This is a genomic window from Agarivorans sp. QJM3NY_30 (genome assembly GCF_050870855.2).
GTDB lineage: Bacteria > Pseudomonadota > Gammaproteobacteria > Enterobacterales > Celerinatantimonadaceae > Agarivorans.
The window spans coordinates 3,350,253-3,372,263 of record NZ_CP194038.2; the positions used below are offsets into that span (position 1 = coordinate 3,350,253).

The following is a 22,011-nucleotide window of genomic DNA, read 5'->3' on the forward strand; positions in this document are numbered from 1 at the left end:
ATTCAATTTTATCAACAGCATATCAGTGAATCACCATTTTGACCATGCGCGAAAGATGGTAATGCATTTGCAGAAAGATGGGAATCCACTTAACTGTGTATAATTGGCTCTTCACCGAATGTAGTGGAAACACTTTCAACAAACATTAATGAGCGAGATAATAAGTAAACGTTCATGAATACCTCGCGACCATGCAAGACACGACGCTTTATCAATCCATTCTTGGATTAACTCATCCTTGGGCTGTTTCATCTGTTGAACTCAATGAGTCAACCCAAACCATCACCGTACGCGTTGACTATGACCGAGCTTCATTAACGGCTTGCCCCTCTTGCGGTAAGGCTGTTCGTCGACACGATACTCGGCGGCGGGTTTGGCGACATTTAGATACCTGTCAGTTTGAAACACGTATTGAGGCTGAAGTCCCTCGAGCTGATTGCCCAGAGCATGGAGTGCAAACACTTCAAGTGCCTTGGGCGACAAGTAACAGTCGCTACACAGAGCTGTTTGAGGCTCGCGTTATAGAGATGCTTAAAGTCAGTTCCTTATACGCGGTGAGTAAAACCTATCGGCTTAGCTGGGGAGCCATCGACCGTATTATGGCACGAGCCGTTCAACGCGGTCTGACAGCCAGAACCACCATCAACTACCAAGACCTGTTGGTCGATGAAACGGCATTTAAGAAAGGCCATGACTATGTCACGGTATTATCCAATAGTGATGGTCAGGTGATATCGGTTGAAGACGGTCGAACAGGCATGAGCCTATCTGCTTGCTTTAAGGCATTGCCCCCTGAGTCAACAATGGTTACACGTTCCATATCGATGGACATGAGCAGAGCATATATAAACGCAGCATATGACTACTTCGGTGAGCGGGCTAAGCAAATGATAGCCATAGACCATTTTCATATCGCAAAGGTGCTCACTAAAGCGGTGAATGAAGTGAGAAAAAGCGAACTCATGGCGTTGCCCCAGCATTTAAAAAGAGAGTGCCACCAAACACGGTATGGATGGTTAAAACGAAACAGCCACCTACATGGGACATTGAGAGAAAGAGTGAATGCGCTGGCCAAAATGATGCAAAATACTGGCTTGAGCTGGATATTCAAAGAGCAAGCAAGAGCCATTTGGTATGGCGATGCAGCTAACGCCAAAGCGGCTTGGAATGATTGGTTGGCACTCATAAAGGTCAGTCAAATCAGGCCGATGATGACAGCAGCAGAAACCGTGAAAACGCACTTAAAGGGCATCATCAATGCGATGCGTTATAAGGTATCAAATGGCTTAGCGGAAGCGATAAATGGAAACATTCAGCGCCTAAAAATACGTTCGATGGGTTTTAGAAATAAAGAACGCTTTAAGCGAGCTATTTTATTTCACTTTGGAGGGCTTGATATGACTTTCCACCAAGAACGGTGAAGAGCCATATAATAACAGTATAAAGGTCGACATATGAGCCCAGCATATCTCGCATTTATCGAGGTAAAAATGCGCTTAACACGCTTTAGAGATACAACAACTCGAAGGGATTTAGCATGGATATGGCGCTTTATTTTATTCAAGCAAAACGCCATCCCAAAGACATGCACAACCGAGAGGTTGAGCGCTTTTTAAGCGAGCTCGCTAACCAAAGGGAGCTCGCACCACAAAGTCAGACCCTTGCCTTAAATGCACTGGTATTTTTAAGCCAGTTTATTTGCCAGTCGCCACTGCCGCGGTAAAATGCGCTGCCGCCTTACAGCTCGCTTGACGCCAACGGCTGCTAAACCACGAGCTCCAAAACTTTCGCGGATGTAAGATAAAACCCTGTTGCAAACTTAGCCCTGACTCGATCCCAATATCGCCTCGCACAGCACTATTGGGCAGGCTCAGGACCCAATCTTCACTAACCACTTGCTCGCCAGCTTTCAAGCGCTCAGATACCGCTTTACTATAAACCACCAAGCGGATCGGCTTGGCTTTGGCAATCTCGATCCCCTGACCATCAAAGCCACCCGCAATCACTGGAAATGATGGGATCACGCACACTTCGCCGGGCTCGCCTTTGGCCACATAGATCCCTTTGCCACTGATCCCATGCAAGTACAACAACTGTCCTTCGCTGGCATTTTCAACATAAACCACGCCCTGTGCGCCAGCAGGAATGCTTGGCAAGTCGACTTCTTTCGCCACAATAAAGGGAATATGCGTTAATAAATAAATCAAGCTGATTAGCAACGATAAGTTCACTCCAGCATTCATCAATTTGTGATTCATAAATGGCTCCCTTGTAACGGAAATTGATCAAATGCATGGCGACCCGGTAATCCGGGCTGGGCCAAAAGAAACAATAGCAACAAGGGCCCAACCAGCGGAATCACCATCAATAACAAGTACCATCCCGAACGCCCAGTATCATGTAAACGTCGAACAGTTAGCGCAAGCATCGGGAGAAAACAGCTCAAACTATACACAATATCGACCCAAGCGGGCGTCACTCCAGTGAGCTCCAAAATCAGTACGCTTAGCCCCACCAACAGGTTTACCGCAAAAAACATCCAAAATGCTTCTCTGGAACTTCGCCCACTAAACACCAACGCATATTTCCATGCTTGCCAATACCATTTCATGATTCATTCTCCACAATTAAACGCTAAGCGATACGCAGCAAAGATGCTGCAGAACCACCCGAGAATGCGGTAATTGGGGGAATGAAGCGTCCTAGAACAGGTTCGAGGACGCCCTAAAACGGGTTTAAGGACGCGGGGCGCTTCTCCCCACCGCTGAAGCTAGGTATGCTTGCCTAATGAAAATGACAACTTAGCCTTGAAAGGAAAATGGAATTGTTATGTTGGCTATCCCCTTACCCATGGTGGTATCTCTGTTATTGGTGATGCTGGCGCTGAGCCTGATGGTGCAAAACCCCGAGCAAGCAAAAAATGGTGGCTTATTTTTACTGCTGTGTGCTTTAACCACCGCGGTGGTTGGCTTACGTTGGACAGTTGATGCGACGATTTTGCATTTCCTAGCCCCCATTTTGGCGTCTTTGATCCCGGTTGCCGCCTGGTATTACTTTAGCAAAGCCCATCACGCCAAAGGTTTATCACGATTACATGCCTTGGGCCCAATACTGGTGACCCTCGCCTGGTTTATTCATAGCTGGCTCCCCCTATTAGATATCGCCTTAACCACACTTTACCTGGCTTATGGGCTTGCATTGCTGCGAAGTTCCCTGGCCAAGGATGAACTGCCGGAACAAGTACAATTATCGGCGATTGAATGGGCAAGAAAGTCGGAGCGCATCGCCGGGCTGATGTTGTTATTTTCGGCGATGATCGATACCAGTATTTCATTAGATTTTGTCTGGTACCAAGGACAACATGCTCGCTATATTCTGAGCCTTGGGCACGCATTTTTGTTACCGATGCTGTCGTTGGCGGTGGTTTTTGTGAGCCTGAGTACCCGCGCCAGTGACCAGCAAACTGGTGCCGCAGCGCTTAAGCCCAGCGATTTGCAAAGCGCGGCTAAAGACCAAAACGCGCCTCCCTTAAGCCAGCAACAAGCCCAGCAAATAGTGCAACAGCTCGATCAACTGATGCTAAATAAACAAGCCTTTCTCGACCCCGATTTAACCCTTGATCGCTTATCTCGTAAACTGGGGATCCCGGCGCGAAAAATATCGATTGCAGTAAATCAAATATACGGCCGCAACGTGTCCAAGGTGGTTAACGAATACCGTATCACCCAAGCCAAAAACTTAATGGCGAATAGCCATGACACCCTCACTCAAATTTACCTGAATGCTGGTTTTCAAACTAAATCTAACTTTAATCGTGAATTTAAACGGGTGACTGGCCAAAGCCCCAGTCAGTTTCGAGACTCACTCAATCACGCCAAGCCTTAAACCGCTAGTTTCCAAGTCCCCCGCCAAGCTTAACTTTGGGCACCGTGCTTAACAGTGCTTAACAGTGCTTCGCCATCTGGCCGAGCCCCTGTTAAGCTGGTTTATCCAGCGCAAAGCTAAATTGGCTTCCCTCACCTAAACAAGAATCAACGGTAATGCTGGCGTAATGCAATTGCACAATCCGCTTCGCAATGGCCAGACCCAGGCCACCGTGAGCGCTGCGATCCTGAGTTCGGTTTTCCGCCCGATAATGGGCATCAAAAATATACGGTAGATCATCGGCGGGAATGCCTGAGCCGGTGTCACTCACCACAATATTGAGTTTGTGTGGATCTTGGTGTTGCTGAATGCGCACGCTAATTCGATCGCCGATACTGCAATGACGAATGGCGTTTTCCAGCAGGTTAGTAAATACCCGCTCGATCCGTTGAATATCGGCGTTTACCATTAACGATGGATCTCGAGGCTCTACTTGCATCAGCAGCTGCTTGGCTTGCGCAGCTAAATGTAATTTTTGCATCACATCTTGCGCCAATTCGGCAATCGCCACCGGCTCTTGATTGAGCGTCGCCGATTCGCTGTCCAGATGGGCAAGTTCGAACAACTGCTCCACCAAGGCACTGGTTTTACGGGCACTACTCAGTGCTACCTGAATCAACTTTTCGCCTTCGTCGAAGTTTAAATCGCGATGTTTCAATTGCCAAGTTTCTAGGTAACCCTGCAAGGATGCCAGTGGCGTTCTTAAATCATGCGATACATAAGAGACTAACTCACGGCGCAATTGGTCGGTATCCTTCACCTTTTGATATTGACCTTGAATGGTGGTGGCCATATGACTAAAGGCCGAACCCAGCTTTTGCACCTCGTCGTAGGAGTTATTTTGCCAATGCTCGGCAATGTTGGCGTTTTTCTCTAAACCCACTTGTTGGAATTGATCGATATCTTTGGCGAGGCGACGCAATGGCTTGGTGAGCAGTCCAAAGACCAACACCACCACCAACAAACTAAAGCCCAAAATGAAAAACAAACCAATCAGGCTGAGCTTCATAATATGACTACTTTGTAAAAGCTCAGCCACACTGTCGTAGATCTCGCCACCAATAATGATATATAGGTAAGCTTTTAGCCCGCTTGCATCGCGTATTTCTGCCGCCGAAAATATTTTACTCCGGCTGTTAGAACGAGGATCTTGACCAACAATTGGCACCACATGCCCCCCCTGAATGAAAGCCCGGATCGGGCTTAAGTCAATTTGGGTGCGTTTAATTTTTTGCGGGTCGGCTGAATAAGTCAGCACCTTACCTTGCGGATCCAGAATATAAAATTCGAAACTTGGCCCCAGGATCATCATCGAATGAAAAGCTGCCTCAATCGCCTTGGGATCGAGCTGACCATCTTGAAACAACTGTTGATCGTTCACCAGGTATTCAGCCAACTTTAGGTGTAACTTCTGCTCGATTTCATTTTGATACTGTTGTGAGCTTTGATGGGCCAAGCCAAGCAGTAAGATCCCCGCCAGTATAAAACAAGCCACAACCGCCAACACTAATTTGCTATAGAAAGAGCTAAGCAAGCTAAACATCATTAAATTTATACCCCACGCCCCATACGGTGAGAACATACTGAGGATGAGAGGGATCGCTTTCCAACTTCGTGCGTAAGCGATTGATGTGCGAATTCACCGTGTGCTCATAGCCGCTGTGTTGATAACCCCACACTTCATCTAATAATTGAGTGCGGCTAAACACTAAACCCGGCGATTTAGCCAGATAATAAAGCAAGTCAAACTCGGTGGAAGTAAGCTCCACCACTTGCTGAGCCACCGAGACCTGACGCCGCGCCACGTCGATGCTTAAGTCTTGGCGCTGCATTAACTGCGGTTCGGGGTGATTCTGAGATTGCTGCAACAGGTCAACTCGGCGCAGCATCGCCTTCACCCGCGCTTGTAACTCACGCACACTAAAAGGTTTGGTGAGATAGTCATCGGCCCCCATTTCTAAACCCACCACCCGATCGGCTTCAGAATCCCGTGCGGTTAACATTAATATCGGGGTATTAATCTGTCGAGCCCGTAATTGCTGACAAATATCCAGGCCATTCATCCCCGGCAACATCAGATCCAATACAATTAAATCGAAGGCTTGTTGGCTGGCCTGGATAAAACCTTGGCCCCCATGATCACAACTTTCCACCTGATACAGCAGGTCACCGAGGTTCATAACGATTAAATTATTGATATCGTGGTCATCTTCAATCACCAAGATCCGTGCTGACATAAATGCTCCATAGCAGCTTAAATAGGTACGTCCGCAACTTTGCGGACGTCCCCATGGGGTGCTTAATCGATACGAGTGATCACCACCCGACCGACCTGATTCGATAAACGATGTTGGGGCATTAATACCGATGCAGCATCGTCTGCTTGAGTCACTAGACCGGGATGACGGGAAACTTTATTCATCACATCGTCACGAATTGCCGAAAATCCCTCACCGCCGTCGGCTGGACCGGGAATGGTGCCAGCCGCTTCGCTATTGGCTTCGGTGCCAGCATCATAGGCGGGCAAAGGATAAGTCAGGGTTTCACCCACCATCACCTTGGAGAGATCCAAAGCATTCAATCCGCTAAAGGCATCATTGCTGTTCACCAACATACTTGCCAATGACAAACGCATATCGTGGCGCGCCGCTGCAGTAATCATCAAACTATCTGTGTCGCCGGGGCCAACCGCCCCAGCGCCAAGCATGGCCACATCCTTGCCATTAAACATCGCGACTAAAGCACTTGCATCGCCGCCTTCAGCCAAGTTTTCTAAAGCCAAACTTGCCGGTGCACCAATGCTCCACAGCTGTATCGCGCTATCGTGGATCGCTAACATAACCGGCGATAAAGCCTGCGCTGCGGTATCATTGTATATGGTAACTTGATAACTTTGCATCGCAGCGCTGCTGCTTACATCGTCAGTGCCGCAGGCGCTTAAGCCTGCTGCCAGCAGCCCGATGGTCAAGGCTCGCTGAGTAAATTTTAAGATAGCCATCATTGCTCCTTACTTCACGGTAACCTGTACTTTAGCTACTGGGTTTAACCAGCGATGAATACGGCTATCTACATCACTGATGCCGCCGCTGGCATCACTATCGCCCACATTACCGGGGTGAATATGAATATTGCTGTTGCTAGAAACAGTCGTCACGCCGCTAGCCCCCGTTCCGCCATGCATTCCCGGATCGGCCGGAATTCCCGGAGTCCCCGGTGTGCCGCCGCCATTAATGATTTCATCGTTAGCTTCGGTTCCCGCATCATAAGCGTTCATATAAAAGGTATAGGTTCCCGCTTCGCTGGGAATTTGCCAGCTGTCGATGCCAACAAAACCATCATTGGTCGGCAACATCATCGCCACAATGCTCAACTGAGTATTGGCACCTGTATCCATATCGCTCAGCATGGCTTGGCTAGTTGGCGCTAATAAACCGCTGGCCGGATTTTGCACCGATACCGCAGCAATACCATCGGCAATGCTAACTAAGCCGGAAATATCTCCGCCTTCGGCCATCGCTTGCAGTGCACTTGAAGCCGCTTGACCCACCTCAAACAGATGGCTATCGGCAGCGTGTGCGGTCACGAGTAATGGGGTGAAGTAAATGCCTTGTGTTAGGTTAGTAATTTTTACATCGAGCATTGCGGCGTGGCTTAAGCTGCTTACCGCAAGCAGTGGCAGTGCCAATAAAGATGACTTGAGATCCATGATTCGCTCCTTTTGTGGTCCTAAATTAACAGTCGCACTCAGCTTAAACAGCAGCTATCCCAAGCAACTCACGAACTTATCACGTTTTTATCACATGCCATAAAGTCCTTATTTAACAATCAATTAAAGATAAAAATAATTGACACACCTCACTTAAAACCTACCCTCTGCCCAATATTAGTCACGCTCAACGCTTCATTAGGCGTTTCGTCAATCGCTTGATGCGCCAACAGAGCTGCACCGAAGTGCAACATTTGCCCTCAAAATGTGCAATTCGTCATACAAACCAAGCTAAAAATCTCCGCGAGCGACTGTTCCCGCCTCATCAACACCGAATTAAGCCCTTGTAATCTATTACGAATTAAAATTTTAAATGGATATTTTGTTGACTGGCTCAGTTGTTGCAAAACCAAACCCACAAGATTCAATCGTTTCAACTTTATTTCAATACACTCGCAAAGGAAGCACTATGTTTAAAATTAAATCTCTACTCGCTGGCGCCGCAATTGCGCTTAGCATGTTCAGCTCAACTTTGGTTCAAGCCAACCAGCTTGACACTTTAACCCAGCGCGGCGTACTAAAAGTGGCGGTTCCACAAGATTTTCCGCCATTTGGCTCGGTAGGTAGTGACCTGCAACCTCAGGGCTATGATATCGATATGGCCAGTTATCTTGCGAAAGAACTGGGGGTGAAATTAGAGCTTGTGCCCGTCACCAGCGCGAACCGCATTCCTTACTTACAAACGCGTAAAGTCGATTTGGTTATTTCGAGTCTGGGTAAAAACCCAGAACGCCAAAAAGCCATCGACTTTAGTGATGCTTATGCGCCATTTTTCTTGGGTGTATTTGGTAGCGAAGACGTGAAAGTGACCAGCGCCGCTGATCTCGCTGGAAAAACCATTGGGGTAACCCGAGGTGCAGTAGAGGATATTGAACTAAGCAAGTTAGTCGATAGCTCGACCACCATTAAGCGCTTTGAAGATAATAACACCACCTTATCGGCCTACTTATCCGGTCAAGTCGAGCTAATCGCTACCGGTAACCTAGTGGCTACCGAAATTGCCAAACGCGTCCCAGATCGTAAACCGATGACCAAATTCATGCTGAAGAATTCGCCTTGTTATGTGGGTGTAATGAAGGGTGAAGACGCCTTAGTTGCCAAGGTGAACAGCCTGATAGCCAAAGCTAAAAGCCAAGGTGAACTAGAAAAACTATCACTAACTTGGTTTAAAACCTCCCTTCCTGCAGGCCTTTAAATCGGAGAGACTAATGAGCTACCAGCTGGATTTTGCGGGCCTAGTGCCCTATTTACCGGAGTTAAGCAAAGGTTTACTCACCACCGCCGAGCTCACCTTATATTCCACTGTTGCCGGTATTTTACTTGGCACCGCTGGGGCTGCTGGCCGTGTGAGTCAGAAACCTTGGCTGCGGTGGCTCATTAGCAGCTACGTTGAAGTAATTCGTAATACTCCATTTATTGTGCAGTTGTTTTTTATTTTCTTTGGTTTGCCCGCACTGGGTTTTAAGCTAAGTGCTTGGCAAGCGGGTTGTTTAGCGATGGTGATCAACCTGGGTGCCTACCTGACCGAAATTATTCGAGCAGGCATAGAAGCCACTCCCAAAGGTCAGTGGGAAGCTGGTAAAACGCTCGGGCTAAGCCATTGGCAAATTTTTAGCCGAGTCGTCTTACCTACGGCTTTTCAACGGATTTATCCGGCGCTGGTCAGCCAATGCATTATTGTGATGTTGGGATCGGCTGTGGTGTCGCAAATCTCGGTTGAAGAACTCACTTTTTCCGCCAACTTTATTCAGTCTCGAAACTTTTTAAGCTTCGAATCGTATTTGGTCACCGCACTGATCTATTTGCTGCTAGCTATTGCAATGCGTCAGTTATTCGAACTCGGTGCTCGACGCATGTTCAAAAATCCAAGCTTATAGGAAGCCCAATAATGACGCAATTTACCGATTGGGACATTTTACGTAACTTATTATTGGCAGCACGCTGGACCCTTTTATTATCGCTAATAGCCTTTGCCAGCGGTGGTTTAGTGGCCCTGCTGCTTACCTTTATGCGGGTCAGCCGTAACCCAGTATTGGGGGCAATTGTAAGAGGCTACGTAGAACTCTTTCAAGGGACGCCTCTGCTGATGCAGTTATTCCTGATCTTTTTTGGTTTGTCCCTAGTCGGAGTCGATGTGAACGCTTGGACGGCGGCCATTATTGGCTTAACCCTGTTTACCAGCGCCTTTTTATGCGAAATATGGCGTGGTTGTATTGAGTCGCTCAACAAAGGTCAGTGGGAAGCGGCTCGCACTCTGGGTTTAAGCTTCTTACAAACCATGCGCTATATTATTCTACCGCAAGCGCTCAAAGTGGCCGTGGCGCCAACCGTTGGCTTCTCGGTACAAGTGGTTAAGGGCACCGCCCTCACTTCCATTATCGGCTTTGTTGAACTGACCAAAGCAGGCACCATGCTGAACAATGCCACCTTTCAACCCTTTAAGGTATTTGCCTTAGTCGCCGCCCTATATTTCCTACTGTGTTTTCCACTGTCGCTGTACAGCAAGTATCTGGAGAAAAAACTCAATGTCGCTGGTTAGTATTGAAAAAATTCATAAATATTACGGTCAACACCACGTTTTAAAAGGCGTCGACTTAAAAGTGAAGGCCGGAGAGGTCATTTCGATCATCGGTCGTAGTGGCTCTGGTAAAAGCACACTATTGCGCTGTATTAATGGCTTGGAGCCTTTTCAAGGTGGCGCTATTATTGTCGACAAACAAGCCGTGAGCGATGATGAAAGACAGCTGCGTTTACTGAGTCGTAGTGTGGGCATGGTGTTCCAAAACTTTAATTTATTCCCCCATATGACTACCGGGGAAAACATCATGTTAGCGCCGAAATTGGTATTAAAGAAAAGTGAGGCCGAATGCCGCGCCCTGGCCGAGTCGGTATTAGCCAAAGTTGGCCTGGCCGATAAGTTTGACCAATACCCCACCAGCATGTCGGGTGGTCAGCAACAACGTGTGGCAATTGCCCGCTCGCTGGCAATGTCGCCCAAGGTGCTGTTGTGTGACGAGATCACCTCAGCGCTTGACCCGGAGCTGGTCGGAGAAGTTCTCAAAGTGCTGGAGCAGCTCGCCGCCGAGGGCATGACCCTTATTTTGGTGACCCACGAAATGAACTTTGCCCGTGATGTGGGTGATAGAGTGGTATTTATGCACCAAGGCAAAGTATGGGAAACAGGCGAGAGTAAGGCCGTTTTTGCCAATCCTCAGACCAGCGAATTACAAAGCTTTATTTCGGCGGTGCTGTAATCGCATCAAGCCATAGCGAAACCAAGGAGTGAGTGGCCAATGAGTAAATCGGTTTGTCCGTTTAATCAACGAATTGTAGAGCATTACCAACAGCTATCTGGCACCGCCCGAGTGGTGGCCGATTACCTACAGCACCACCCAGACAAGGTTCTCATTTTATCCACCGCAGAAATTGCTCAGGCCTGTAAAGTTTCAAAAGCCAGCGTTAGTCGATTTTTTCGCCAGCTCGGTTATCAAGACCATCAGCAAGTTTGCGATGAACTGCGCCAGCAGCGCGAATGGGGCCAACCGCTGCTCACCAATCAGCCGGGCAGCCATGGCGATAAAGAGGATATTCAGAGCATCAATCAGCTCTATCAACAACTAGAGCCTCTCGATTTCCATTTACTAGTCGAACAAATTAGTCACGCCAAAGCGATCACCATTATTGGCTACCGCAATAGCTACCCTTTAGCGATGCACCTGCGCGAACAACTCACCCAATGTCGGCCAAACGTGAATTTGCTGCCGCTGCCAGGGCAAAGTATTGGTGAAGATCTCAGCCAGCTTAGGGCTGATGACTTAGTCATCGTGATTGGGATCCGCCGTCGCCCCAAATTGTTCTCCGCGCTAATTGAGCAAATTAGTCACTGTAATAGTGTGCTGATCACTGACCAATCGGGACAACGCTATGCCAAAGACGTAAAACACCTATTAGTTTGTCCGATGAGCAACCATACAGCACTCGACAGTTATGCGGCACCGATGAGTTTATTGGCACACTTAAGTAATAAAATTTACGACTATTTGGGCACTGCTGCGCAGCAACGTAGTGCCGCAATCAGCAAGCAATATCAGTTGCTGGATGAACTAGAGCATTATAACTAAGGCAAGTTTTACTCAATCTAGACATCAGGCCTATGCGCCGATGTCATATTAGTGATCAAACTTGGAACTGCTTAACATCGACCATGAAACGATTGCCTCTAGTTATGCTAAATTAGATGCATTTGACTCAAATCTTGAGTCTGTGAACACAACATACAAGAACAATAAGGACAATCATGAGCCAAGTAATCACCGCCAGCGCTAACACCGATGCGCCAGAGTTTAGCCGTCAATTTATCAACTTAGCCGATCACCGCCTCGGCAGCACTGTGGTTGCAGTCAGTGATGACTTTTTTGCCAAAGCCGACCGCATGCTTAATCACCTACCAGCGGTTTTTTATCCTGATAAGTATGACGATAACGGTAAATGGATGGATGGTTGGGAAAGCCGTCGTCGCCGCGATGCGGGCCATGATTGGAGCATTGTAAAACTGGGCGTAAAAGGTATCGTGAAAGGTGTACAAGTAGATACCCATTTTTTCACCGGCAACTTTGCCCCCGCCGTAAGTTTGGAAGTTTGTCATAGCGATCAGGAACAGCCCGACAGCGAAACCCAATGGCAAGCCCTGCTCCCTGCCAGCGCTCTCGCAGGCGACAGTAGCCAGTTTTTTGAAGTGAGCACAGCTCAGGCGGTGACCCATATACGAGTAAATATTTTTCCCGATGGCGGGATTGCTCGCTTAAGAGTATTTGGCCTGCCACAAGCCGATATTCAAAGTGACGAGAAAATCGATTTGGTCGCCTTAGTCAATGGTGGCCGGGTGGTTGGCTTTAACGATGCCCACTACGGTACTCCCAGTAATTTGCTGGCACCAGGCAAAGGCGTCAACATGGGAGATGGCTGGGAAACCCGCCGTCGCCGTGAACCCGGTAACGACTGGTGTATTATCGCCTTGGGTCAAGCAGGCAGCGTTGAAGAAATTGAAATCGCCACCACCCACTTTAAAGGTAACTTCCCCGATAAGTTATCGATTCAAGCGGCGCACATTAGTGACCCGAACGATTTAAGCCTCATTAGCCAGAGTATGTTTTGGCCGGAACTATTGGCAGCTCAGCCACTCAGCGCTGATCATGATCACCACTTCAGCCAAGTAAATCCACTGGGTCCGATCACCCATATTCGAGTTAACATCTATCCCGATGGTGGGATCAGTCGCGTCAGATTGTGGGGTAAGGCATAGGAAGTCATATGGTAAATCACATAGATTTATATCTGGAGCCTCTCAGCCAAAGCGCATTTAGCACCTTTGGCGAGGTGATACAAACCGATGGCAGCGAGCATTTCAGCATCAATGCTGGCAGCACCGAGCGCTATCACAACTTAGCCGACCTACAATGCAGTGGTCGCCACAGTAAAATGATCGCCTCAATCTTTCGAGGGCAAGCCTTTGGCTTGCCTTTAAGTATCAAGATGATGGAGCACCATCCTTACGGGAGTCAGTTATTTATGCCCCTGCAACAACGCCCCTATGTGGTGGTAGTTGCCCCCGCAGGCGAGCTAAAAGAAGGGCAAATCAAAGCCTTTTTGGCACAGGGTAATCAAGGGGTGAATTATCACAGCGGTGTATGGCACCATCCGCTGATTAGCCTTGAACAAGTTAGTGACTTTTTAGTGATTGACCGCAGTGGTGAAGAAGCTAATTGTGTCGAACAAAACTTAAGCCAATCCATCAGGCTATTGTTTTCTGAGTAAGCGCTTTGAATTCGGGCGGCAGCGTATCACGGCTGCGCCCGAGTGCAAGCCAACCACTTAAGCGCTAAGGCTGCAAGCACAGACTAACTCATCACGTATTCGCTGTAATAAGTAGCTTTCGCGCTCAATCGACATGCCTGCTTTGGGGTTATTAGCCAGCGTATCCAGATTATGGGCAATGGCTTGTTCGATGTTCACCCAACGCGGCTGCATCCCGTTGTTCACTTCATAATCTTCTAATGATGTTTTGCCAAGCTTTGGATCAATATTACAGGTGTAGCAATAAGAGCGCATATGCAAGTAGTCGGCGTCCTCTTTATACCAAGGACGATACTCTTCGTAGCAACCAAAAGCGGCAATATCGCGAATGTTTTGCGCGCCAGTTTCTTCGCTCAACTCTCGCACTAAAGCGGCAGTCAATGTTTCATCAGGATTGACCCCACCGCCAGGTAAGCTGTAGTCATGATAACGCTCGGTATACATTAGCAAAATATCATCGCCGCTTAATACAATCGCACGCGCCGCTAAACGCTCGAGGCTACGCCCTCCAAGACTGGCAATTTGAGGATGAACGGTAGATTGAAGAAGACGCATCGAAACAGCAAACCAGCAAACTAAAAATGAGGCGGCAAAATTACCAAACAAAATCGCTGTCCGCAAGCTGCAAGCGCTGCTCAACTCGCAGAGACCATGTGCATTAAGGCTGGTAAATATACTGCTGATAGCTAGGGTCGATGCCCTCGATATAGGGATTATCTAGTCGGAATATTTTACGATGTCTAAGATCCACAAAATCGAGACTTTCGCCATAGTATTTTTTCCATAACGCCATTAGAGAGCCATCGTAATAGGCCTTAAGCAAGCCTTGTTTAATTCGATTAGCCGCATCAGCATTTGCTTTATTGGTGAAAAAAAATCGAGGCAAAGGATAATAAAGCGCAATATGTTTATCGTATAGCAGCCCTTCAATGTTTTGGTGTGCTTGATACTCAGCTAAGAGCTCGTTACTACCCCGAGAAAATAAATCAAAGCGCCCTTTGGCGACCATTTTAAATAGCGCTTGATAAGTACCACCAAGCACTACCTTAAAATTATGATATTTTAAGATTTCACTATCAAGCCACCCAGCCCCCTGCCCAATCGTAAACTCTTTTAATTGCTCAATATTATCCACAGCCTGAAGCGCTTGCTGAGATTGAGCAGAAACAAAAAATACACGATAACCCACAATGCCCAAATCAACGGGGAAATCTGCATAACTATATTGCTTAAGATTTTCAGTTGAGACCGACAACTTAGTAAAAAAATTACTAAACAAATTCCCCTCAACGGACTTCAAGGCTCGACTAGAATTCATTCGAGGCACGAGATCTAGTTTATAGCTGCCATGAGAACTCACCGTTTTCTCTAAAGCAAGTCGAAACAAGGCGATACTATATTCACTACGCGTATCATTCACATGCTCTTTCCCCCGATAAGTAAAGGTTGTGAGCGCAAAAGAAGGTAATGATAATATCAGTAAACAAAGGCCAACTAGGCCATTGCGCAAAAAATAGCCCACGCATACTCCTCAATACATATTAACTATGCTTAAGTGTAATGTTTCACTCAGCGTTATCTTTTATCTCTATCGCAAGTTATAAAATTTCTGGGAGCAATAAATTGTATAAATCAATTAGGGTTGATAAATATACTGTTGATAACTGTTATCAATCCCTTGTAAAAATGGATTTTCAATCTGAAAAATCTTTCTATTCTTCAATTCGACCAAGCGAATACTGTCTGCATAATACTGGTTCCAAAGCTTCATCAAAGAGCCATCATCATAAGCCATTAATAATCCTTGTTTGATTCTTTGAGTCGCTTCAACATTCGAATGATGGCTAAAGAAAAACCTTGGCAAGGGGTAATATAGGGCAAGCCGTTTATCAATCAATAAATCGCCTATCGACTGGTGTACCTGATACTCTGCATAGATCTCATTACTACCGCGAGAAAATAGATCGAAACGACCTTTAGCAACCATCTTAAATAAACTCTCATAGGGACTGCCCAGAATCACGCGAAAACCATTGTGTTTAAGAATTTCGCTATCCAGCCAACCAATACCTTGCCCAATCGTAAAAGATTTAAGCTGCTCTATATTTTCGACTTCATCCAATTTATCTTTTGCTTGCGGCGAAACAAAAAATATCCGATAGCCAACAACTCCTAAGTCCACAGGAAAGTCGACATAACTAAGTTGCTCTAAACGCTTCTTTGAGACCGACTGCTTGGTAAAAAAATTAGGCCAAGTATTCGCTAATGCAGCTTTTAATCCTCGGGATGTATTCATGTTAGGAATAATATTTAACTGATATTCACCATGTGTCGAGACGGTTTTATCTAGTGCCAGACGAAACAGTGCAATATCGTACTCTGCGCGAATATCATTGGGGCTTTCCTTCCCACGGCAGGTGTAAATGGTGGTCGCTAAGCTAGAAAATGATAAGCCAACAAAGTACAGCGTAAGCACCACATACATAAGTAAAGATTTCACAGCGCCTCCTAGTGCCAGTGAAGCCATTCGCTTATTTGAGTATAAGTCAAAAATACAGATATTATTTTTGCCATATTCTCGCCTGATCGCGGTTCAAACAAAATCGCGCCAGGGCTAAGCTCTAGTGCGCTTTGACGGTCCATTTTTAATCTCGACCCGCACCTTGCCAATCAAAGTGAGAAGCAAATATGGCGCGCCTTTCTTACCGAAGAAAAAGAGTTTTTAACCGCCTCGCCGCTCGTTCCTTTAAGCTTAGCCAGGTTTAGTCGGTAACTGACACATTGGAACGCTTCGCAACCCTCTTCACTAGATGGGTAGCAAAATGCTACTGAATGATATCAAGAAGGCCTCAGCAGCTATCAACCGCAAAGCTGTCACTGAAATAAAACCTTACAAACTCATCAATTCATCACACCACATTACAAATGAATGTATCAGTAAAGTTTACAAAAAGTAACTCTATTATCAACAGAAATACCTAAGCGAATGATATTAAATGCATTACTACTTAGAGCGTTTTTACTTAAGAACTTGAAAATAATAAGACAGTAACGGAACTCTTCTTTGAGCATATTAAAAGAAATTAACAAGTGAATAAGAAAATTCTGGCCTTGACCGCTATTACAACGATTGTTATCCAAGCGAGTATGTTGACCAGTTTTGGCGGAGACGCTAGTTATGGCGAGCTTGCCATGCCTGCAGCGATGATAGCTCGTCTAATCGGCTCGACCTTCCCTTCGAGGTTAACTATTTTGGAAATCATGACCAAAGCTTCTTCGTTAATCATAATGGTAAGCTCACCTTCGAAAGCTCACTCAAAGGTTGTACGCCGCAACCCCTTCCGCTTGCGAACCAAGCGATGATTAGGCCATTTGGGGCCGACATAGACACACGTTGTGGCGATTGCGGGTCGGTCTATGTTGGTGGCCCATCCGATGGGTTGTGGCCGTGACCAGGGATAATGTTGGCTACGATGAAAATAATGACAATAAAACCAATAGTTTCCAAGCAGTGCTGATCGACCGATCTGATAAGGGTACAGGCAACTTTAATGTTGAATTTCGCTACGATCACCTAGACTGGACCACTGGTGATGCCTCTGATGGTAGCGGTGATTTTGGTGGAGCACCAGCGCAAGCAGGCGACGATGCAGGAGATGGCAAAAACTACTTTGCCTTATCGAGCTCATTCAGTGCCGAAATTGGTAATTTGGCCACCACTTCCAATACCGATGAAGACAGAGTGTGGCGCTTTGCGATTCGCGAGGGCGCGCTACCCGGAGCCACTCCCGAGAACCCAATTATGCCAGTGGTGGTTAACGGTGGTTGGTCATTTGACTTTAATGTTGGCGTCAATGAACCGATTTTTATCGATCCAGATGTGGCGGTCGGTCATGACTATATTGTTGACCAAGGCCCTAATATGATGCAACGCTCTGGCCTTCTTAAAAGTTTAGCGAGGCCAGAAGTCTTCGATTTTAGCGCTGTCATCTAAATACCTAGTGCCGAGAGATTCATCTTGCACTAAATCATATTTTAGAAGTGACCCCCTCCGCCGACCTCAGAGGTTTCAGCGGAGTTCCACAGACAAACCCGCCAAAATTCACTTTGCAGGTAACACTTGTCGGCTGACCAACTCGGCTCGGGATTGTGCATCCTGCTTTTCCTTACTGAATGATCACGCCTCAATTGTCGATACCATAAACCTACAAACCAAGCTCACTTAGCCCGAGATGCTCGTCTGGTCGACGCCCTAAGGGCCAGTGAAACTTTCGTTCCGTTTCATCAATGGCCAAATCATTAATACTGGCAATACGAAGTTGCATCAAACCATGCTCATCAAACTCCCAGTTCTCATTCCCGTAAGCCCGGTACCATTGGCCATCGGCTGCACACCATTCATAAGCAAAACGCACCGCAATTCGATGATCGCTATACGCCCATAGTTCTTTAATCAAACGATATTGCTGTTCTTTCTCCCACTTGCGCTGCAAAAATGCTTCTATCTGTCCTCGGCCCGTCACAAACTCAGCACGATTACGCCATTGACAATCTTTAGTATAAGCCGAGGCCACCTTCACCGGATCTTGAGAATTCCAGCCATCTTCAGCCACCCGAACCTTTTGTGCTGCGCTCTGCGCGTCAAATGGTGGTAGTGGTAAACGTTGTTCAGTGCTCATTGTCATCCTTCAATATTAGAGATTCATTAGAGTAAAAAATAAATAGCCTGTTGGTGATTTTTCCCTTAGCAAAATTTAAGGCCACGCTTTGATAAGACAAGATCAAGAATAACAACATCAAGCGAACTCGATGGACCTTCTCTGGCAATTCAAAGTCGTACAATTTCAACATGCTTATTTCCCTTGCTGCACCTTTAAGTGCCAGCCGAAGTATACAGACCTGTCTACTTCACGAGCAGTCTAGGAGACAAATCTGTCTACGTCAACTAAATTTTCACGCCACCTAAATGAAAAGAGGAGCCCAAAATCAACTTGTCGAAATGAGAGACAGAACGGTATACTAAAGAAAAACAGGACTTACGATGGCGAGCAGCAAACGAGACCAGCTTATCGATACCGCACAACGACTATTTTACCAACATGGCTTTCGTGCCACTGGTATCGATGCGGTATTAGCTGAGTCGGGGGTCGCAAAAAAAACGCTATACAATCATTTTAAATCTAAAGAAGAGCTAATCATTGCCACCTTAACAAGGCGTGACCAGCAATTTATGGATTTACTACAAGCAGAAGTGAAACGCTTAACGAGCAAGCAAGATTTTGCTCCACAGTTGGCCCCTATCATGGCCTTTTTTGATGGTTTAAATCACTGGATTAATTCTGATAGTTTTTTTGGCTGCATGTTTATTAATGCCTCAGCTGAATATCCACGTCACAATGACCCGGTCCACATCACCTGCGCCACTCACAAAGAACAAGTTATAAACTTCATTGAAGATCTACTCAGCGATTTACAACTCAATCACTCAGCAGCCATCGCTCGCCAGCTCTCAATCCTTGTGGATGGGGCGATTGTTGGTGCGCACACTACTGGTGATTATCATTCGCCACTCGATGCCAAAGCCATTGCTCAAGTGATACTCACTGCTCACCTCCAGTTGGCATAAAAATGCACCTATCACAACACCGACCTGCAAGCCATTTAAAACAACAACCATAGCATTCGATAGCGCAGCGGATAAAATAACAAATCGCTTATTTATTCTATTAACTATTTGATAAAGTGGCTAAAAATACTTATTTAAACAAGTGTAATCATTTTTATCACGACTAATTGACAACAAGGTTATTTACTTCCGTTCAAACATTGTTAAAACTAGCTATAATTTACTTCATTAATACTAATTTGAGCTAAATTCAAAGGAATATGATGGTTGTCGATGATGTTTTATTTCAAAAAGTTAAAGACTTTAGCCCACAGCCTTGGTCAATTGACATCGATAACCAACGATTAAACTGCTCTCGTCAACTCATGAGCGCTCTGGGTTACCCAAAGCAAAACATGCTCACTTTATCCCAACTTTATGCCGCCTTTGAAACTCAACAGTTACAGCTATTAAAACAACATATCTCTGAAGTTCGAGAAACCGGGATTGGGCTGAGCCAAACCACCGTCATCAATACATATAAACATCGTTATATCGCCGAAATAATGATTTGCGACATGCCCAAAAACGGAAATATGGTGAAAGGAACCATTCAATTTACGCAATATTTTCTAACCAAACAGCAAGAACTTGAGTTTCTTAAAAAACTATTTTCTAAGTCTAGCGAAGCATTCATGATTGCCGATGCAAACCATAGTATCTTGATTGTGAACCAAGCGTTTTGTGATGTTACTGGCTACGCCGAACATGAGCTGCTTGGCAAGCCAGCATCGATACTCAAAAGTGGTCGCTACACATTCTCCTTTTATGAAAAGTTATGGCAATACGTCGATGAACATAAAATATGGTTTGGTGAACGATTAGCTAAAACCAAACAAGGAGAAATTTTTGCTCATGAGGGCAGAATACAACGCATCGACTTAGAAGACTCTTCCCATGTATATGTTTCGGCGAGCCACAAACTCGATGTATCAACACATATGTGGCAACACGATAATCTCGAAGAAGTCTCTAAGGTTCATATTCCCGATAAACAATCCTTTATTAGCCTACTAGACGAAAGCTTTAAACAGCTGAGTCATGACATGACCATCATTTGCATTACTTTCGACCTTCAAATGCTACAAACACTCAGTAAACTCACACAACACTGGTTGATATCTCAACGCTTTGCTCGCTTAACCTTTACTGGTCACTTAGGCTTAGTCAACGAAAGTATGTATGCAGCCTATTTTGTTGTAAGCAAGCAAGTCGAGCCGATTGACCAAACCCTAAAAAAAGTCATATTCGTCTTAGAAGGCAATGATGAAAGCAATAACATGGGTTTATCAGCCAACATTACCGCTGGAGTATCAGTACTCTATATCGATGCCAAAAGTCCAACTCAGTTACTCAGTCACTCGGTCCAAGCCTTAATCGCCAACAGCCGTCTGGCAAAGTCCTCACTGTATTATTTTGACCGACGCCTAACCAAACGTTTTGATCGGAAAAATACTTTAGCCACCTTGTTAAAGCAGGCCTTAGCAAAAAAAAATATTGCGGTTTACTATCAACCCATTGTCGATATATCTGAGCTTAAAATAGTCAAGTTTGAAGCTTTATTCCGGGCACAATTAGAAACAGACATAAACTATTCCACCCAAGAACTTATCGAAATTGCCGAAGAATTTAATTGGATAGACAAAATTGATGACTTAGTCACAACACAAGCCTTAAAAGTTTTGCCCTTGCTACAAAAACACTACGCGAACGACCAAATAGGCTTGTCGATCAATCGTTCGGTCAATAATGATCGCATTGCTCACTGCTGCTTAGAAGATACGCTTAAGATCTTAGAACAAAGTAAAGTTGATTTAAACCTAGTCACCCTCGAACTCACTGAATCCGCATATTTCGAAGATTCAAACTATCATGCTAAATGGATTAATAAACTAAAAGCTCATGGCGTTTCTATCGCTCTCGATGATTTTGGTACCGGCTTTTCTTCTCTCTCTTATTTACGTCAGCTTCCAGTAAGCATTGTAAAAATAGACCGTTCCTTTGTGTCTGGCCTTACCAAGCAATCCAATGAATATGAAATGATTAATATGTTGTGTAGGCTAACACATAAAATTGGCGGAAAAATTATTGCTGAAGGCGCTGAAACCGAACAAGAGCTTCACCTATTATCCAGCCTAGGGGTTGATATGATCCAAGGTTATATATTTGATAAACCAAAGAGCTTACAGGACATACTCAGTACCCCAACTCATGGAACTTTCCTACAATTTCAGACGCTACTGTCTCGCGCTAATGCTGAGAATGCACAGGCAATCATGCGGCGTGACTTTCCCAAAATATCCACCGATGACAAACTAAAAAAAGCACTCGAGTCATTTACCAAACACAAGGCAAAGCAGCTCATCGTTATCGAACATAGTCAGTGTCGAGGGATATTACATATCTGTGATGTGAATGCTGCAATTAGCCCTTACCTCAATACCAAAGGAGAGCAACATAGAGACTTAGTCACGCTCAATAAAAGAGTTCATCAAGTGATGAGTAAAAACTTTTTAGAAGTTTCGATGGATACCCCAGTTAAACATTTCTATCCTAAACTCATCGAGGATCCTGATATGGTGGTGGTGGTGGTCGGCTCTAGCGGTGTTTGCGTTGGCGTAATTGCACTTAAAGATATATTAAGCCAACAAAGTGAAATACTTACATGCATCTAGACTTCAGACCTTATTCAAGTATTGGCGTCCACTTTCATACAAATTAACGGATCAATCATCGATTCAATTGAATGGTTATTTTGCCGACAAAGCATCCCCTGCGCAAAACCATATCATTCAACATAGAG

At 45.6% G+C, this 22,011-nt stretch carries 23 protein-coding genes and 1 pseudogene; 14 read left to right on the top strand and 10 right to left on the bottom strand.

All coding sequences use genetic code 11. The features are described 5' to 3' along the window. The first annotated feature begins 191 nt into the window (after positions 1-191). Both ACRRSX_RS15245 and ACRRSX_RS15250 read left to right on the top strand, forming a co-directional pair. On the top strand, positions 192-1,421 hold the full coding sequence (locus ACRRSX_RS15245; RefSeq protein WP_432452351.1) for an ISL3 family transposase: 1,230 nt from the start codon (positions 192-194) through the stop codon (positions 1,419-1,421). 116 nt (positions 1,422-1,537) lie between these two features. After that, positions 1,538-1,723 (top strand): phage integrase N-terminal SAM-like domain-containing protein, encoded by a 186-nt coding sequence (locus ACRRSX_RS15250; protein ID WP_432452350.1) that lies wholly within the window; start codon positions 1,538-1,540, stop codon positions 1,721-1,723. On the opposite strand, the gene ACRRSX_RS15255 is transcribed toward ACRRSX_RS15250, so the two are convergent. Beyond that, the gene (locus tag ACRRSX_RS15255; RefSeq protein WP_432452349.1) at positions 1,695-2,258 is read right to left on the bottom strand and encodes a hypothetical protein; all 564 of its coding nucleotides are present in this window, start codon (positions 2,256-2,258) and stop codon (positions 1,695-1,697) included. The two genes, ACRRSX_RS15250 and ACRRSX_RS15255, sit on opposite strands and share 29 nt — an antisense overlap. Further along, positions 2,255-2,611, bottom strand: a complete 357-nt coding sequence (locus ACRRSX_RS15260; protein ID WP_432452348.1) for a DUF805 domain-containing protein — start codon at positions 2,609-2,611, stop codon at positions 2,255-2,257. Before ACRRSX_RS15260 ends, ACRRSX_RS15255 begins: the two co-directional genes overlap by 4 nt. A gap of 218 nt (positions 2,612-2,829) precedes the next feature. Here ACRRSX_RS15260 and ACRRSX_RS15265 point away from each other — a divergent pair, with 218 nt between their 5' ends. After that, on the top strand, positions 2,830-3,885 hold the full coding sequence (locus ACRRSX_RS15265) for a helix-turn-helix domain-containing protein (protein WP_432452347.1): 1,056 nt from the start codon (positions 2,830-2,832) through the stop codon (positions 3,883-3,885). A 91-nt stretch (positions 3,886-3,976) separates the two neighbouring features. On the opposite strand, the gene ACRRSX_RS15270 is transcribed toward ACRRSX_RS15265, so the two are convergent. The 4 genes from ACRRSX_RS15270 to ACRRSX_RS15285 all read right to left on the bottom strand — a co-directional run bounded on the left by ACRRSX_RS15270 (position 3,977) and on the right by ACRRSX_RS15285 (position 7,630). Further along, entirely contained in the window at positions 3,977-5,470 is a 1,494-nt protein-coding gene (locus tag ACRRSX_RS15270; RefSeq protein WP_432452346.1) for a sensor histidine kinase, read from the bottom strand. Further along, positions 5,460-6,161 carry a response regulator transcription factor gene (locus ACRRSX_RS15275; RefSeq protein ID WP_432452345.1) on the bottom strand — a complete coding sequence of 234 codons (702 nt, stop codon included), beginning with the start codon at positions 6,159-6,161 and terminating at the stop codon, positions 5,460-5,462. Before ACRRSX_RS15275 ends, ACRRSX_RS15270 begins: the two co-directional genes overlap by 11 nt. 62 nt (positions 6,162-6,223) lie before the next feature. Further along, the gene (locus ACRRSX_RS15280) at positions 6,224-6,922 is read right to left on the bottom strand and encodes a spondin domain-containing protein (protein WP_439022888.1); all 699 of its coding nucleotides are present in this window, start codon (positions 6,920-6,922) and stop codon (positions 6,224-6,226) included. A 9-nt stretch (positions 6,923-6,931) separates the two neighbouring features. Next, positions 6,932-7,630 carry a spondin domain-containing protein gene (locus ACRRSX_RS15285; protein WP_432452343.1) on the bottom strand — a complete coding sequence of 233 codons (699 nt, stop codon included), beginning with the start codon at positions 7,628-7,630 and terminating at the stop codon, positions 6,932-6,934. Between the two features lie 469 nt (positions 7,631-8,099). Between ACRRSX_RS15285 and ACRRSX_RS15290 the strand changes: the two genes are divergently transcribed. The 7 genes from ACRRSX_RS15290 to ACRRSX_RS15320 all read left to right on the top strand — a co-directional run bounded on the left by ACRRSX_RS15290 (position 8,100) and on the right by ACRRSX_RS15320 (position 13,504). Then, entirely contained in the window at positions 8,100-8,885 is a 786-nt protein-coding gene (locus ACRRSX_RS15290; RefSeq protein WP_432452342.1) for a transporter substrate-binding domain-containing protein, read from the top strand. 13 nt (positions 8,886-8,898) lie between these two features. Further along, on the top strand, positions 8,899-9,567 hold the full coding sequence (locus ACRRSX_RS15295) for an amino acid ABC transporter permease (RefSeq protein WP_432452341.1): 669 nt from the start codon (positions 8,899-8,901) through the stop codon (positions 9,565-9,567). A gap of 11 nt (positions 9,568-9,578) precedes the next feature. Next, the gene (locus ACRRSX_RS15300; RefSeq protein WP_432452340.1) at positions 9,579-10,229 is read left to right on the top strand and encodes an amino acid ABC transporter permease; all 651 of its coding nucleotides are present in this window, start codon (positions 9,579-9,581) and stop codon (positions 10,227-10,229) included. Then, the gene (locus ACRRSX_RS15305) at positions 10,222-10,944 is read left to right on the top strand and encodes an amino acid ABC transporter ATP-binding protein (protein WP_432456161.1); all 723 of its coding nucleotides are present in this window, start codon (positions 10,222-10,224) and stop codon (positions 10,942-10,944) included. Before ACRRSX_RS15300 ends, ACRRSX_RS15305 begins: the two co-directional genes overlap by 8 nt. Positions 10,945-10,983: 39 nt before the next feature. Continuing rightward, positions 10,984-11,811: a MurR/RpiR family transcriptional regulator gene (locus ACRRSX_RS15310; protein ID WP_432452339.1), complete on the top strand. Its 828-nt coding sequence runs from the start codon at positions 10,984-10,986 to the stop codon at positions 11,809-11,811. A 176-nt stretch (positions 11,812-11,987) separates the two neighbouring features. Further along, entirely contained in the window at positions 11,988-12,992 is a 1,005-nt protein-coding gene (gene alc / locus ACRRSX_RS15315; RefSeq protein WP_432452338.1) for an allantoicase, read from the top strand. Between the two features lie 8 nt (positions 12,993-13,000). Further along, complete coding sequence (locus ACRRSX_RS15320; protein WP_432452337.1) at positions 13,001-13,504, top strand: ureidoglycolate lyase; 504 nt, start codon at positions 13,001-13,003, stop codon at positions 13,502-13,504. Between the two features lie 57 nt (positions 13,505-13,561). On the opposite strand, the gene ACRRSX_RS15325 is transcribed toward ACRRSX_RS15320, so the two are convergent. The 3 genes from ACRRSX_RS15325 to ACRRSX_RS15335 all read right to left on the bottom strand — a co-directional run bounded on the left by ACRRSX_RS15325 (position 13,562) and on the right by ACRRSX_RS15335 (position 16,043). Then, positions 13,562-14,098: an NUDIX hydrolase gene (locus tag ACRRSX_RS15325; protein ID WP_432456160.1), complete on the bottom strand. Its 537-nt coding sequence runs from the start codon at positions 14,096-14,098 to the stop codon at positions 13,562-13,564. A gap of 103 nt (positions 14,099-14,201) precedes the next feature. Beyond that, positions 14,202-15,065, bottom strand: a complete 864-nt coding sequence (locus tag ACRRSX_RS15330; RefSeq protein ID WP_432452336.1) for a hypothetical protein — start codon at positions 15,063-15,065, stop codon at positions 14,202-14,204. Positions 15,066-15,179: 114 nt separating this feature from the next. Then, the gene (locus ACRRSX_RS15335; protein ID WP_432452335.1) at positions 15,180-16,043 is read right to left on the bottom strand and encodes a hypothetical protein; all 864 of its coding nucleotides are present in this window, start codon (positions 16,041-16,043) and stop codon (positions 15,180-15,182) included. Between the two features lie 829 nt (positions 16,044-16,872). Here ACRRSX_RS15335 and ACRRSX_RS15340 point away from each other — a divergent pair. Both ACRRSX_RS15340 and ACRRSX_RS15345 read left to right on the top strand, forming a co-directional pair. Next, a pseudogene (locus ACRRSX_RS15340) lies at positions 16,873-16,995 on the top strand (hypothetical protein); the annotation flags it as partial. After that, complete coding sequence (locus ACRRSX_RS15345) at positions 16,992-17,537, top strand: nidogen-like domain-containing protein (protein ID WP_432452334.1); 546 nt, start codon at positions 16,992-16,994, stop codon at positions 17,535-17,537. The pseudogene ACRRSX_RS15340 and the gene ACRRSX_RS15345, both read left to right, overlap by 4 nt. A gap of 211 nt (positions 17,538-17,748) precedes the next feature. On the opposite strand, the gene ACRRSX_RS15350 is transcribed toward ACRRSX_RS15345, so the two are convergent. Continuing rightward, a complete protein-coding gene (locus tag ACRRSX_RS15350; protein WP_432452333.1) occupies positions 17,749-18,222 on the bottom strand; it encodes a DUF1348 family protein in 474 nt (157 codons plus the stop codon). A 362-nt stretch (positions 18,223-18,584) separates the two neighbouring features. On the opposite strand from ACRRSX_RS15350, the gene ACRRSX_RS15355 reads away from it, so the two are divergent. After that, entirely contained in the window at positions 18,585-19,169 is a 585-nt protein-coding gene (locus ACRRSX_RS15355) for a TetR/AcrR family transcriptional regulator (RefSeq protein WP_432452332.1), read from the top strand. Between the two features lie 260 nt (positions 19,170-19,429). Next, positions 19,430-21,883 (top strand): EAL domain-containing protein, encoded by a 2,454-nt coding sequence (locus ACRRSX_RS15360; protein WP_432452331.1) that lies wholly within the window; start codon positions 19,430-19,432, stop codon positions 21,881-21,883. Positions 21,884-22,011: the final 128 nt, after the last annotated feature.